Origin of the sequence: Phytobacter diazotrophicus (genome assembly GCF_052061655.1) — a bacterium.
Taxonomy (GTDB): domain Bacteria; phylum Pseudomonadota; class Gammaproteobacteria; order Enterobacterales; family Enterobacteriaceae; genus Phytobacter; species Phytobacter diazotrophicus.
Genome location: NZ_CM125428.1, coordinates 2,033,821 through 2,047,898, shown reverse-complemented (window position 1 = coordinate 2,047,898; position 14,078 = coordinate 2,033,821). Strand labels below are relative to the sequence as shown.

Genomic DNA, 14,078 nt, shown 5'->3' with positions numbered 1-14,078 from the left:
GCGGGGGATGCTGTTTTCAAATCTGGTAATCAATCACCTCTTCGTCCGGCTCCATCACCTGACGTTTGATATCCTCAACCGACAGCCCTGCATTACAGAGCTCAATAAAGCGCCAGACATAATTGCGCTGTAGTTGACCACGTTTAAGCCCAAGCCAGACGGTATTGGCATCGAACAGATGACGCGTATCCAGCCGCACCAGCTTGCCCTCTTCGTTCTCCCCGCTCGACTGCTCGGCCACCAGCCCAACCCCCAGCCCCAATTCCACGTAGGTTTTGATGACATCCGAATCCTGCGCACTGAGCACAATATCCGGCAGCAGCCCCTTGCGACCAAACGCTTCATCAATACGCGAACGTCCGGTGATCCCCTGTCGATAAGTGATCAGCGGCCAACGGCTGATCTCTTCAAGCGTAAGAGGAGAGGTTTGCAATAAGGGATGATCTTTAGGAACCAGCAGACTGTGGTGCCAGCGGAACCAGGGGAAAGCAGCGAGAGTGCTGTCGTTACTGAGTCGCTCACTGGCGATGCCGATATCCGCGCCGCCATTGTGCAACAGCGTCTCAATCTCCTGCGGCGTCCCCTGAATCAGCTCAAGACGAACTTCGGGGAACAACGCGCGAAACGATTTAATCACCGTAGGCAGGCTGTAGCGGGCCTGTGTATGCGTTGTCGCAATCGTCAGCACGCCGGATGTGTCATTCGTGAAAAGGTCAGCGAGGCGGCGCACATTGCTCGCCTCATTGAGAATACGTTCGGCTATTACCAACAGCGCTTTACCCGGCTCGGTCATCCCCAGCAGCCGTTTGCCCCGACGGATGAAAATCTCAATCCCCAGCTCTTCTTCAAGCTCGCGGATATGACGACTCACCCCGGATTGCGATGTATAGAGCATGTTGGCGACTTCGGTCAGATTATAATCCCGGCGCGCCGCTTCCCGGATAATTTTCAGTTGCTGGAAATTCACCCTTCCCTCCAGGGCCATCAGACATGACGCTATTGTTAAAGTCTGAGGCCTGGCAGAACAAATAATAAAAACCAGCATGTTATTCCGTAATGGAATAACGCTTAACTTACCAACTGCAACTCCTGGCTGTCCATCGCCGGGCGGCTTACCAGAGACATAAGAATATCTTTTACCGCCTGAGCCTGTGGCGAGAGCGTACCGCGGGCAGAGACGTTCAGAGAGAGCGGTAAATTCATCGACGGCGTGGTAATACGCGCCATCCAGCCATTCGCCGCACTGCTCAACGAGCGGGCGGCGGATTCCGGCAGCACCGTTACGCCCATACCACTGGCAATCGCCGCCGTAAGGGTCGCGATAGATTCGATTTCGCCGATGATTTTTGCCGTCAGGCGACGCAATGAGAACGCTTCGTCAACCCGCAAACGCACCGCGCTGTAGTCACGTGGCAGAAACAGGTTCATCTCTGCAACGGCTGTCAAATCAACGCTTTGTCCTGGGCAATCGCGCGTACCGACCAGATACAGATCTTCTTTCAGCAGCGGTAAGCTGTTGATGCCAGAACCGGGTGCGCGCTCATACAGCACGGCCATATCGAGTTGACCACTCAGGAGCTTGTCGTTCAGCACCGTACCGCTATTTTCATGCAAATACACGGTCACTTCCGGTAACTCGGAGCGCACCGCCTGCAATAGCGGCATCGTTACCGAGGAGGCTGCCGTGCCCGGAGCAAGACCGATGGAGACCTGTCCACGCAGGCATTGCCCCACGTTGTTCACCGCCAGTTGTGCCTGTTCGCACTGACGCAGGATAGTCCGCGCATGGGCATAGAGGATCTTGCCCGCTTCGGTCGGTGTCACACCGCGCTTAGTGCGAATCAGCAACTGCTGATCCAGTTCGCCTTCCAGCGTAGCCACCTGCTGGCTCAGCGCGGGCTGCGCGATATGCAGTACCTCAGCGGCCTGAGTCAGGCTGCCGATATCGACGATTTTTACGAAGTATTTCAGGCGTCTTAAGTTCATTTTGCCTCCTGTTCGGAATACCAGTGCCAACGCCGGCAGTCATGTTGTCGGAGGAGTTGCAATATGCTTGCCAGTTTTAGATAAGTCATCTGACCATCGCTAACAGGCTGGATAATAAGAGATTCTGATAACCAGAGGGGATATGATTACTGAAACAGTGGTTTGGCCGATGCCCCATAAGAGACTCCTCTGCCTCATGATGGTGCAAACAGGCGGCAGACTGGCTATCTTGCAGACGCATTGTCGAAATAGTCGACAAACAGAACGAGAAAGGTATTGCAGCCTTTGACAAGGCGATCAGGCATCGTTAATATGCGCCCCGTTCACACGATTCCTCTGTAGTTCAGTCGGTAGAACGGCGGACTGTTAATCCGTATGTCACTGGTTCGAGTCCAGTCAGAGGAGCCAAATTTAGAAAACCCGCTTAAGGCAACTTAAGCGGGTTTTTGCTTTTCAGCGCAGCGCACGCCGTTCATTCGACAAATCCGCAGCGGGCACTTATTCTTTTCTAAGGTTTTACCGGAAGATGCCGATAATACTGTGAGGCTTTGTCCTCGCACTGTTAGATTTTTTGTTTGTTAACAATAGGATGATCGAAATGGATACATTGCAAATCGCATCATTATCGACCAGTCTCAGTGCTTATAACCTCCAGAACCAGGTCAGCACCATTGTCCTGAGAAAAGCGCTGGATAACCAGGAGGCAACGGCAACCGGTATCATTAATCAGATACCTCAGGTGCCGGCAAATCCGTCAATTGGTCGTCACGTGAATACCACCGCATAAGCAAGTTTGCCCAATTACGCTTGCGTTTATTGGGCATTCCTGAGTACCTATGCTGCCAGGCCCGCCCAGATGCGGGCTTTTTTATTGGTGATTTACAACCGTTCTTTACTCAAACCAGCGCTGTGCGCGGACTCGCTGATGTTCACTGGCATCCCGGAGCGGCGTTCAAGCACCTCAGCCGCCCTCAACGCATCCACACCCTCGCCTTTAATGACGGCATGTAACGCTGGCGTCAGAGGCAACGGCACTTTATTGGTGGATTCAAACTCGGCGCGATTGCGCGATAGCGGTTCGTGGACTTCAACCCAGCGGCTGCCATCCGGCTCTACGGTCGCTTTCACCGGCTGGTCAATCAACTGCACACGGGTGCCCACCGGCACATTATCGAAGAGATATTTGATGTCGTCATTACGCAGGCGAATGCAGCCCTGGCTGACGCGCAGCCCGATGCCGAAATTGGCGTTGGTCCCGTGGATGGCATACAGCTTGCCGATATAAATAGCATACAGCCCCATCGGATTATCCGGCCCGGCAGGCACCATCGCAGGCAGGGTTTTCCCCTCTTTGGCATATTCGCGACGGGTGTTCGGCGTAGGAGACCAGGTGGGGCCTTCCTGCTTACGTTCAACAGCAGTAACCCAGTTACGTGGCGTTTCGCGTCCGGCCTGACCAATGCCAATAGGCAGGATCTCAACGGTATTGCTGTCTTTGGGATAGTAGTAAAGGCGCATTTCAGCGACATTCACTACAATGCCCTGACGTACCGTGTCGGGCAGAATGATCTGCTGCGGCACAATCAGTTCGGAACCCGCTTTCGGTAAGAAAGGATCAACACCGGGATTCGCCTCCAGCATATTGCTCAACCCCTGGCCGTACTGCGCGGCGAAGGCCTCCAGCGGCAGCGTATTACCCTGCGGCACGGTGACGACCTGCACGCTGCCGACCAGGCGGCTTCCCTCCGGCGGCAACGGGTAACTCACCGCCAGCACGCTCTGACTGGCGAGCAAAATAAAAAGGCCATAAAACAGTTTAATACGACGCATGATTTCCTTTCCTCAGACGCGACAGGCGTAGCCTAATCATAGTCTTTTTTGTCCCTGTCTCGCTAATGCTCACGGGTTATACAACGAAGGCGTAATGCGATCCATCAGGCATCTTCATGTACCGTAAAGCCCTTCCCTTCCCTTCGCTTCGCTTGCTAAGCATTTCAATTGCGCGTAGGCTGGCGACAATTAAAACCAATCGGTCTAAATTATGAGTAACGAAACGGTCGTTGCGCAAAAACCCCGGCGTGGCAGGCCTCCAAAGGTCGAACGCGCGTTTACTGACACACGCCAGGAACTGATTCGTTCGGGTCTGGCGGTGCTAACGGAGACGGGATATTTGTCGGCGGGTATCGATGCGGTCATTAAAAATATCGCTGTACCGAAGGGATCGTTTTACCACTGCTTTAAGAGCAAACAGGAATTTGGCATGGCGGTGCTTGCAGCCTACGGTTCCTTTTTTGCCCATAAATTAGACAAATTCCTGCTTGATGGCACCCTGCCGCCGCTTGAGCGGATGGCCGCTTTTGTGCTTCATGCAGGTCAGGGGATGGCGAAATATCAGTTCCGCCGCGGTTGTCTTGTTGGCAACCTGCTACAGGAGTCCCCCCTCTTACCCGAAGCGTTCCCCCAACGATTAAAAGCGATCCTCGAAGAGTGGGAAACGCGCGTCGCCCGTTGCTTTACCGAGGCGCAAGCGCAAGGCGTTATCCCGCAGGACGCTTCGCCGGAAAAACTGGCGCGGGTGTTCTGGTCCGGCTGGGAAGGCGCGGTGATGCGCGCCAAACTGTTCCAGTCCGCCGACCCGCTCAATCAGTACTGGGAATTCTTTTTGTACAGCATTACTCAAAAATAACACCTGCACAGGACGGCCCTGGCGCCGAAAACCACAGTCAGACGAGGAAAACTCAGTCATGAAAGCTTTAGTTCTGGAACAGATTGAAAACAAAACCCTGGCAGCCGTGAAAGATATCGCTCTGCCCGCCCTCGCCGATGGCGATGTGCTGGTCAACATCGACTGGTCCAGCCTTAATTACAAAGACGCGCTGGCGATCACCGGCAAAGGGAAGATCATTCGTCAGTTCCCGATGGTACCGGGCATCGATTTCTCTGGTCGCGTCAGCGAAAGCCGCGATCCGCGCTTTGTTCCCGGCCAGTCGGTGATCCTCACCGGCTGGGGCGTGGGTGAAAACCACTGGGGCGGTCTGGCCGCACAGGCGTGTGTAAAAGGCGACTGGCTGGTTTCTCTGCCAGACGCGCTCAGCGCCCGCAACGCGATGATCATCGGTACCGCAGGTTTTACCGCCATGCTGTGCGTGGATGCGCTGGTTGAAGCTGGCGTGAAACCGGAAAGCGGTAAAGTGCTGGTCACCGGGGCCAGCGGCGGCGTTGGCAGTACCGCCGTTGTGCTGTTGAAAGCGCTGGGTTACACCGTTGTCGCGGTCTCTGGCCGTGAATCCACACACGACTTCCTGCGCCAGTTAGGTGCCGATGAAATACTGCCGCGCAGCGATTTCGAAGAGACCCGTCCGCTGGAAAAACAGCTATGGGCCGGTGCCGTCGATACCGTCGGCAGTAAAGTGCTGGCAAAAGTACTGGCACAGACAAACTACCGTGGCTGCGTTGCCGCCTGCGGCCTGGCGGGTGGCTTCGATCTGCCCACCACCGTGATGCCGTTTATTCTGCGTAACGTCCGCCTGCAGGGTGTGGACTCCGTGATGGTGCCGACCGCTGAACGCGCTGCGGTCTGGGCGCGTCTGGCCAGTCTGTTGCCGGAGAGCTACTACCAGCAGGCATCCACTGAAATCGGCCTGGAGCAGGCTCCGGCGTTTGCCGCCGATTTCCTGAGTAACAAGATTCAGGGCCGTACGCTGGTGAAAATCAACGGCTAACTGTTACCCCGGCGCGCCCTGTCGCGCCGTCTTCGCACCATACGTCCCGTTAGCACCCCATTATCATTAGATTTGCGCACTCAATGCGCGGCAATGGCATTGAAGGCAGGCATCCTCCGAAACCCATCATGCGGAGTTATTGTTTCATAAAGCTGTGACATACTATCGTCTACAGCCGTACACCTGTGAAACAAGGAGTTAATGATGAATAAAAAGGGTGCACATCTGACCCCGGAACAGGCACTGGATCAACTGGAAGCCCTGTATGAGCAGTCAGTGTCGAACCTGCGTGCAGCCATCAGCCGTTATATCGAAGATGGCACGCTACCTACGCACGAAGCACGCGCCAACGGCCTTTTCGTCTACCCTGAACTGTCGGTAAGTTGGGATGGCAGCGCCACCAACCCACCGAAAACCCGCGCTTACGCCCGTTTCACCCACTCTGGCTGTTACACCACTACCGTCACCCGCCCCGCCCTGTTTCGCAGCTATTTACACGAACAACTCACGCTGCTGTGCCAGGACTATGGCGCACACATTGAAGTAGGGCTATCAGCACATGAAATCCCGTATCCCTATGTTATTGATGGCTCGGAACTGACGCTGGACCGTTCAATGAGCGCAGGGTTGACCCGCCATTTCCCCACCACCGAACTGGCGCAAATTGGCGATGAAACCGCCGACGGTCTGTTCCATCCTACCGAGCTCTATCCGCTGTCGCATTTCGATGCCCGCCGCGTGGATTTCTCACTGGCCCGTCTGCGCCACTACACCGGCACCCCAGTGGAACACTTCCAGCCGTTCGTGCTGTTCACCAACTATACCCGCTACGTAGATGAGTTTGTCCGTTGGGGATGCAGCCAGATTCTGGACCCGGAAAGCCCCTATGTTGCCCTCTCCTGTGCGGGCGGCCACTGGGTCACCGCTGATACCGATGCCCCGGAAGAGGCCATCTCCGATCTGGCCTGGAAAAAACACCAGATGCCGGCCTGGCATTTAATCACCGCCGACGGTCAGGGCATCACCCTAATTAACATCGGCGTCGGCCCGTCAAACGCGAAAACCATTTGTGACCATCTGGCGGTGTTGCGCCCGGATGTATGGATGATGATTGGCCACTGCGGCGGCCTGCGTGAAAGCCAGTCGATTGGTGACTATGTGCTGGCGCATGCTTATCTGCGAGATGATCACGTGCTGGATGCCGTACTGCCCCCGGATATCCCCATTCCGAGTATCGCCGAGGTGCAGCGCGCGCTGTACGATGCCACCAAAGAGGTGAGCGGCATGCCCGGCGAAGAGGTCAAACAGCGCCTGCGTACCGGCACAGTGGTCACTACCGATGACCGTAACTGGGAGCTGCGTTATTCCGCGTCGGCGCTGCGTTTTAACCTGAGTCGCGCGGTGGCTATCGACATGGAAAGCGCCACCATTGCCGCCCAGGGTTACCGCTTTCGCGTGCCGTACGGCACATTACTGTGTGTCTCTGATAAACCGCTGCACGGCGAAATCAAACTGCCGGGTCAGGCCAACCGTTTTTATGAAGGGGCGATTTCCGAGCATTTGCAGATTGGTATTCGCGCCATTGACCTGCTGCGGGCAGAAGGTGATCGGTTACATTCACGTAAACTGCGCACCTTTAACGAACCCCCGTTCCGCTAACAATAAGGAAGGATTCTTATGCAAACCCCAACACCGCTGGCAGCACTGCGTACACAGCTGGCGGCCATGGATGTCGACGGCATGATTGTGCCACGCGCTGATGCCTACCAGAGCGAAGACTGCGCGCCGCACGATAACAAACTGGCCTGGCTGACCGGCTTTAGCGGCTCGGCGGGCCTGGCGCTGATCCTGCGTGACCGGGCGCTGATGTTTGTCGACGGACGCTACCAGGTGCAGGTTCGCCAGGAGGTCGATCTCAACGCATTTGAGATCCACCACCTGCACAATGAGCCACTGGCGCAGTGGCTTAACGACTCGCTGCCCGCTGGTAGTCGTATCGCCTTTGAGCCGTTGCTGATGGTCAACAGCCAGTTTACCGCACTGGAGGCGACCCACTGTGAACTGGTGGCGCTGAATAACGATCCGTTTGACGCCATCTGGCACGACCGTCCGCCGGCCCCTTGCGGTGCAATCCGCGAAATGCCGCCGGAAATCAGCGGTGAAAGCAGCGAGGCGAAACGTGCACGCGTTGCACAGGTTCTGGCAAAAGAAGGTGTCGATCTGCTGGCCATCACCCAGCCGGATAATATTGCCTGGCTGTTGAATATTCGGGGGTCGGATGTGGCGATGAACCCGGTCGCTCACTCATTCGCCCTGCTCAGCCGTGACGGAGAGATGGAGTGGTTTATCGATGCAGCGAAAACGCATGCCTTATCGGATGACCTGAAATCTTCCCTGCGGATCTCCGCATGGACCGATTTTCTGCCCCACTGTCAGCAAGCGGCCGCTGGCAAGAAAGTGATGTTGGACGCCGATTACGCCCCGGTCGCCCTGCGTTTTGCTATCGAGCACAATGGCGGCGACGCGGTCTGGCACGCGGACCCCATTACGTTTATCAAAGCGCACAAAAACCCCGTTGAACTGGAAGGTTATCGCGACAGCCACCGTCAGGATGGCGCGGCGTGGGTTAACTTCCTGGCATGGCTGGCGCGTGAAGTTCCGGCACGTGAAGCCGCAGGCAACCCGCTGACCGAACTGGAAGCGCAGGCAAAACAGCTCACTTTCCGCCAGCAACAGGACGGTTTCATTGAGCAGAGCTTTAGTACCATTTCCGCTTCTGCCAGCAACGCTGCAATGTGCCACTATCACGCCAGCGAAGCCACCAACGCCGCCATTACCCGCAGCAATTTCTACCTGAATGACTCAGGCGGTCAGTATCGCAATGGCACAACCGATACCACGCGCACATTGTCGTTTGGCCCCCTGTCTGATGAACAGCGTTTGCACTATACCGCCGTACTGAAAGGCTTTTTGTCGATGCTGACGCTGCAGTTCCCGAGCGGCACGCAAGGGCACCAGATCGATGCCTTTGCCCGCCGCGCGCTCTGGGAATTAGGCCTCGATTTCGACCACGGTACCGGGCATGGTGTGGGACACCAGTTGTTGATCCACGAACAGCCACATCGCATTGCCAAAAAGGTCAACCCATGGCCGCTGGTCGCCGGGAATATCATGACCATCGAACCGGGCTATTACCTGGCCGATCGCTACGGCATTCGCATTGAAAACCAGGTGGAGGTCGTAGAAAGCCAGCCCGGATTCTGCCGCTTCTCATCGCTGACGCTGGTGCCTGTGGATCTTAGCCAGGTGGAGTGGTCGCGGCTCTCGGAGCAAGAAAAACAGTGGCTTGATACCTACCACCAGCAGGTTCGCGACACGCTTTCACCGCTGGTCGGCAGTGATGCGCGAGCATGGCTGGATGCAGCGACGGCCCCCGTGTGCACATATATTGGTTAAACAATATAAAGCCTGCATATGTTTAATGTGCAGGCTTTAATGTAATGGCCAGATTTGACCGTTTGTTTTAAGAATTATCCTTATTTTTATTCAAAGGTTATTTGCACGTCTCCTTTACCGCCACTATTTAATATTGCGGATAAAATACATCAATCACATACCTTTCTTGACATAGCCTTACTAATAGCATGGTATTGTGTTTCCGCATTAACACCTCGATTGATATTTAAATATTCATTAGGATTTTTCCTAAGTCAAATTAACAAATTCTCATTTTCCTTAAGATTATGAGAGAGTTATTGCTTTTGTTTTATTCAGGTATATAGAATAAACCAGCCAATACCAGGATGCCCAGAGGTTGCAAGGGAATGAAATTTTTAATAAATATTGATAACGACACATTATTCTCTACTGGCATCGTCGGTTTAATTCGTGACGCTATTAAAGAATGCAATGTCTCTTCGCCTTCTCTTTCCTGGGATTTTAGCGTTGAGAATATTCATAAAGCAGATTTTATTTTCATGACCGTATGCGCGGGAGAATATTACTTATGTTTTAGAGACTTAATTAACAGGAAAAAGTCAGGGAAGATTTTTATCTTTGTCGCCGGCGATACGATTCCAGCGAGACATATCCTGCCTGACTGCATTAAAGACGCACAATTCTTTCTCCGCAAAGAGCGTTCGGCTGTGGTTTACGACGCCATCGTCAAAGCGATTCATGGCAACCCTGCGGCAAAAGAACGCGCCAAAAGTGCAGGAAAATGCGCCTATTCCTGTATTAACTGTAACTATAGAGCCCTCTCGTTTACCCAGGAGAAAATTGCCTATGGCTTACATGCCTGCATGGGCATGAACGATATCGCGGATCGTATTGGTATTACCTACAAAACGGCCATTAGTCATAAAAAGAATATTATGAATAAATTCGACCTGAACAGTAAACGCGAACTGTATGAATTTATTGCCTGTTATCACAAAAAGAAGCATTAGTGCTTTTCATGGAGCTAACGATGCTTTGCCGATTAAAGCATGCCTTACTTGCCAATAATATCAACCTTTACTACCAACCTATTTACTCTGCCTGCACAAAAAAGATTGTCGGGTTTGAAGCGTTATTGCGATGGCGTGATTCGCGATTCGGACGAGTCTGCCCGGAAACATTGATCGGGCTCGCCGTTGAAAATGGCCTGATGAGTACCGTTTCGCTCTACGTTATTAAAAAAGCCATTGCCGAAATGGCGACATTATTGGCCAGGCACGGACTCTTATTAAACCTGAACATCACGCCTGGCGATCTGAATTCAATCTCATTTAAGAAAACGCTGCTTAATGAACTTGCGCGCCATCAGCTCAATGCCTCGTCCATTGTGCTGGAGATAACCGAGGTCAGTTGCAACGATACCCGGGCGCTCATGACTAACGCGACACAGTTCAGACAGCACGGCTTCCACCTGGCGCTGGATGATTTTGGTAAAGGTTGTTCAAATCACGAAAGGCTGCTCAGCCTTCCCGTAACCGATGTCAAAATAGATAAATCCCTGACTCAGGCACTGTGCGCAAACACTCTACACGGAGAAAAAACCCTGAGCATGTGCAGGGCGCTGTATGAACGACCTTACCGGTTAATCTTTGAAGGGATTGAGTTCGCGGAACAACTGGGCTGCATCGCACAATGGTTTCCCCGCGCCCGCGCGCAGGGCTGGTATTTCTCTAAAGCGCTGCCTATAGAGGGTGTGCGGGCGTTATTGAACGAAGCCTCACCCGACGCCGTCATACAACGCCTGGCCTGACGGTCAGGTTGCAATCATCACCTGCACATTCGCCAGTTCAAGGGCGGTCGCCAGTACCGCAGGCGGTGCGCTATCTGTTATCAGCAGATCAATATCCTGCCACTGCGCCACCTGCACCAGCGACATATGCTGGAATTTTGCAGAGTCGCAGAGCAGCACTTTAAAGCCGGAACGGCGAATCAAAACCCGTTTCATTTCCGTCTCATCCAGAGCGCTATCGTAAATGCCCTGGCTGGTAATGCCCGATGCGCCAATAAACGCAATATCAAACCAGAACTGCTGGAACTGCTCAATGGCAGACGGCCCGACAATCGCCATCTCGTCATCACGCATCATCCCCCCTGCCAGATAGACTTCCGGTGCCTGCGCATAGCGGCCCAGCGCATGGGCAATGCGCACACTGTTGGTGAAGATTTTCAGACGCTCATGCTTCACCAGCTCGTCGACCATAAACAGGGTTGTGGTGCCGATATCAAGCGCCACGCTCTGGTAACGTCCGGCCACCTCAGCAGCCATGCGGGCAATGCGCATTTTGCTCTCCCGATGAAGGGAAAGACGGGCGTCAAAATGCGCCGGAAGCGGGTCCATAATCGGCTGGCTGACCGTTTCGGTCAGTACCGCACCGCCGTGTACCCGGCTGAGTTTACCCTCGGTTTCCAGTTCAGCGAGATCCCGGCGTACTGTCATCTCCGAGACCGCCAGCTCCGCTGAGATATCTACCACTGTCACGCGCCCCTGCTCGACCAGCATGTTAAGGATCCGCTTTTTGCGTTCCTGAGGAAGATAACGGGCCTGAATCTCGGGTTTCGCTGACATAACGATAGGTACTCTGTTTCGGGTTAAGGAGGGGCTTAAACGATATAGCTCACAATATTAAGGGGAAGTGGTGTGATTTAAAACCCAATTTGTTCGAATGTGTTCATTTCTTTGCACGGAACATCCCTTTCCCGCGCGAAACTGTGCGAATCAAAACCAGTCGAGGATCCGCGTCAGTGAGGTGATTTCTGTTACCCCCAGCTCAGAGGCGGTTGACGCGCCATAAAAAGCGACGTGCATTCCCGCAGCCTGCGCCGAGCGCATCCCGGTCGCGCTGTCTTCAACCGCCAGTACCGCCGCCGCAGGCAGTCCGAAGGCCCCCAGCGCATGTTGATAAGGTTCGGGCGCCGGTTTGCCATGGTGTACATCATCCAGCGTCACCACCACATCAATAAACTCACGGACACCCAGTGCCTCAAGATTCGCTTCGACTATCCGTCGGCACGAATTCGACACGCAGGCCTGTTTGATACCTTTCGCCGCCAGCTTGCGGATGGTTTCGCGGCTGCCGGGAATAGCAACCAGTTCGTGGCGGTGGTCATGGTAGTAGTCTTCAATTGCCGCCAGCCACACGGTCTGGTCCAAATCGGCAGGCAACTCTGCGCGCAGGGCCAGCCAGACATCGTTAATGTGCACACCGTAAAAACGCGTCTCGGGAATATGGCTCAGATCCAGCCCGAAGCGATGGCAGACAGCCAGCAGTGCCCGGTGATGAAGTGGTTCGCTATCGACCAGCGTGCCGTCAACGTCCCAGGCAATGGCAGTAAATTTCATGGTGTCTCCTGGCGGGTCAGTGGACGACAGGCTTCATAAAGCTGGCGGAAACGCGGATATCCCTCATGGTAAACATCGGCATGTTCAGGCCGTGGCGTAATCACATCTTTGAGGTTGACCCAGGCGCTGGCCCCCTTCCAGTCTGTCGATATCCCGACACCCATCGCCGCCGTCCAGGCTGCCCCCAGGCAAGAACCGGGGTGGCCATCCAGGCGAGTCAGCGGCTCACCCAGCACATCGGCGACAATCTGCATCCACAGTTTGCTTGCCGAACCGCCATCAGAGACGATGTAGCGTTTTACCGGATAGCCGATATCAACCAGCGTGTCGATATGGTGTTTGATGGCATAGGCGTAAGCTTCGAGCAGCGCGCGCCAGAGATGCCCCGCGCTGTGGCTGAGCGTCAGGCCAAAGAGGATACCCCGGGCATTTGGATCATGTAACGGGGTTTTCTCCCCCAGAAAATAGGGCAGGAAAATCAGGCCGTCACTGCCCGCCGGGCGGTTTTCCGCCATCGCGTCCAGGTACTGATGGATACTCATTCCCTTTTCACGTGCCGCCGCTTCATGCTGCGCCGCGAAGTTCTGCACAAACCAGTTCAGCCCCGAACCGCCGGTCGACATACAGCCGTTGGGCATATAGCAACCCGGCACAAGGTGATAATCCAGATACAGACGCGGATCGGGGGTAGCGGTTTGCGTTACGGTCAGAATATCCACCGAGCCGCCGAATTTGAGCAGCACTTCGCCAGGCGAGGTCACCCCCGCGCCGAGCGCTGAGGCAATCAAATCCGCCGCCCCGCCAATCACCGGTGTGCCTTCACTGAGCCCGGTCCAGGCCGCCGCCTGCGCGGTAACCGCGCCGATAATGTCATGAGAGCGGACCAGACGGGGGACTGCATAGCGGGGAAGATGGGCAAAGGCAATCAGTTCGTCATCCAGCGTATTGCTGCTGATATCAACAAAACCCGCCTCCAGCGCCCAGTTCTGCTCAATGATTTTCTCACCCGTGAGCTTCCAGTTAATAAAATCATAGGAACCGAACACCGTCGCAATCCGTTCAAACACTTCCGGTTCATGGTGTTCAATCCAGCGGATTTTTGCTCCCACCAGTTGCTGGTTAATACCATTTCCGGCGCGCTGTAAAAAGTGCTGACTGTCCATTTCACAGCGCATCTGCTGCACTTGTGCGCCGCTGCGACCATCGCTCTGTTGAATGCTCGGACGCAGCAGGCGGTCTTCGCTATCCAGCAAAACCACGGCAGGCAACATCCCGGTCACACCAATGCCACAGATTTCACTCGCCGCAATACCGCTTTGTGTGAGCAGTTGCTGGCAGATTTCGCCGACATTCGCCCACCACTGCTCCGGCGACTCCTCCGTCCAGCCGTTGTGCGGGGCGGAAAGCGTAACCGGTCGGGAGGCCGTACCGAGTACCTTATCGGGCAGGCCGATAAGGATGCCAATGGTTGAGGTCGTACCAATATCAATACCTAACAGATACTGCATCTTATCCTCCCGTTCCAGGGGTTG

General features: G+C 54.7%; 12 protein-coding genes, 1 tRNA gene and 1 pseudogene. 8 read left to right on the top strand and 6 right to left on the bottom strand.

The window, feature by feature from the left end; all coding sequences use genetic code 11:
* Positions 1-16: 16 nt before the first annotated feature.
* Entirely contained in the window at positions 17-967 is a 951-nt protein-coding gene (cbl, locus tag ACS0RQ_RS09950; protein ID WP_041851852.1) for an HTH-type transcriptional regulator Cbl, read from the bottom strand.
* A gap of 101 nt (positions 968-1,068) precedes the next feature.
* Positions 1,069-1,986, bottom strand: coding sequence for a nitrogen assimilation transcriptional regulator NAC (gene nac / locus ACS0RQ_RS09945; RefSeq protein WP_041851853.1), 918 nt, complete (start codon positions 1,984-1,986; stop codon positions 1,069-1,071).
* A gap of 332 nt (positions 1,987-2,318) precedes the next feature.
* Here nac and ACS0RQ_RS09940 point away from each other — a divergent pair.
* Positions 2,319-2,394, top strand: a tRNA-Asn gene (locus ACS0RQ_RS09940).
* A gap of 190 nt (positions 2,395-2,584) precedes the next feature.
* Positions 2,585-2,773, top strand: coding sequence for a YjfB family protein (locus ACS0RQ_RS09935; protein ID WP_041851854.1), 189 nt, complete (start codon positions 2,585-2,587; stop codon positions 2,771-2,773).
* Between the two features lie 92 nt (positions 2,774-2,865).
* On the opposite strand, the gene ldtA is transcribed toward ACS0RQ_RS09935, so the two are convergent.
* On the bottom strand, positions 2,866-3,816 hold the full coding sequence (ldtA, locus tag ACS0RQ_RS09930; protein ID WP_041851855.1) for a L,D-transpeptidase: 951 nt from the start codon (positions 3,814-3,816) through the stop codon (positions 2,866-2,868).
* Positions 3,817-4,027: 211 nt separating this feature from the next.
* Here ldtA and acuR point away from each other — a divergent pair.
* The 6 genes and pseudogenes from acuR to ACS0RQ_RS09900 all read left to right on the top strand — a co-directional run bounded on the left by acuR (position 4,028) and on the right by ACS0RQ_RS09900 (position 10,956).
* A pseudogene (gene acuR, locus ACS0RQ_RS09925) lies at positions 4,028-4,734 on the top strand (acrylate utilization transcriptional regulator AcuR).
* Complete coding sequence (acuI, locus tag ACS0RQ_RS09920; protein WP_420372487.1) at positions 4,731-5,708, top strand: acrylyl-CoA reductase (NADPH); 978 nt, start codon at positions 4,731-4,733, stop codon at positions 5,706-5,708. Before acuR ends, acuI begins: the two are co-directional and overlap by 4 nt.
* 204 nt (positions 5,709-5,912) lie before the next feature.
* A complete protein-coding gene (locus ACS0RQ_RS09915) occupies positions 5,913-7,367 on the top strand; it encodes an AMP nucleosidase (RefSeq protein WP_041851859.1) in 1,455 nt (484 codons plus the stop codon).
* Between the two features lie 18 nt (positions 7,368-7,385).
* On the top strand, positions 7,386-9,164 hold the full coding sequence (locus tag ACS0RQ_RS09910; protein WP_271850589.1) for an aminopeptidase P family protein: 1,779 nt from the start codon (positions 7,386-7,388) through the stop codon (positions 9,162-9,164).
* A gap of 368 nt (positions 9,165-9,532) precedes the next feature.
* A complete protein-coding gene (locus ACS0RQ_RS09905; RefSeq protein WP_271850590.1) occupies positions 9,533-10,156 on the top strand; it encodes a helix-turn-helix transcriptional regulator in 624 nt (207 codons plus the stop codon).
* A gap of 20 nt (positions 10,157-10,176) precedes the next feature.
* A complete protein-coding gene (locus tag ACS0RQ_RS09900) occupies positions 10,177-10,956 on the top strand; it encodes an EAL domain-containing protein (RefSeq protein WP_271850591.1) in 780 nt (259 codons plus the stop codon).
* Between the two features lie 3 nt (positions 10,957-10,959).
* On the opposite strand, the gene ACS0RQ_RS09895 is transcribed toward ACS0RQ_RS09900, so the two are convergent.
* The 3 genes from ACS0RQ_RS09895 to ACS0RQ_RS09885 form a co-directional block, all read right to left on the bottom strand.
* Positions 10,960-11,772, bottom strand: a complete 813-nt coding sequence (locus ACS0RQ_RS09895; protein ID WP_271850592.1) for a DeoR/GlpR family DNA-binding transcription regulator — start codon at positions 11,770-11,772, stop codon at positions 10,960-10,962.
* A 150-nt stretch (positions 11,773-11,922) separates the two neighbouring features.
* Entirely contained in the window at positions 11,923-12,546 is a 624-nt protein-coding gene (locus ACS0RQ_RS09890) for an HAD family hydrolase (protein WP_271850593.1), read from the bottom strand.
* Positions 12,543-14,054 (bottom strand): FGGY-family carbohydrate kinase, encoded by a 1,512-nt coding sequence (locus tag ACS0RQ_RS09885; protein WP_271850594.1) that lies wholly within the window; start codon positions 14,052-14,054, stop codon positions 12,543-12,545. Before ACS0RQ_RS09885 ends, ACS0RQ_RS09890 begins: the two co-directional genes overlap by 4 nt.
* Positions 14,055-14,078: the final 24 nt, after the last annotated feature.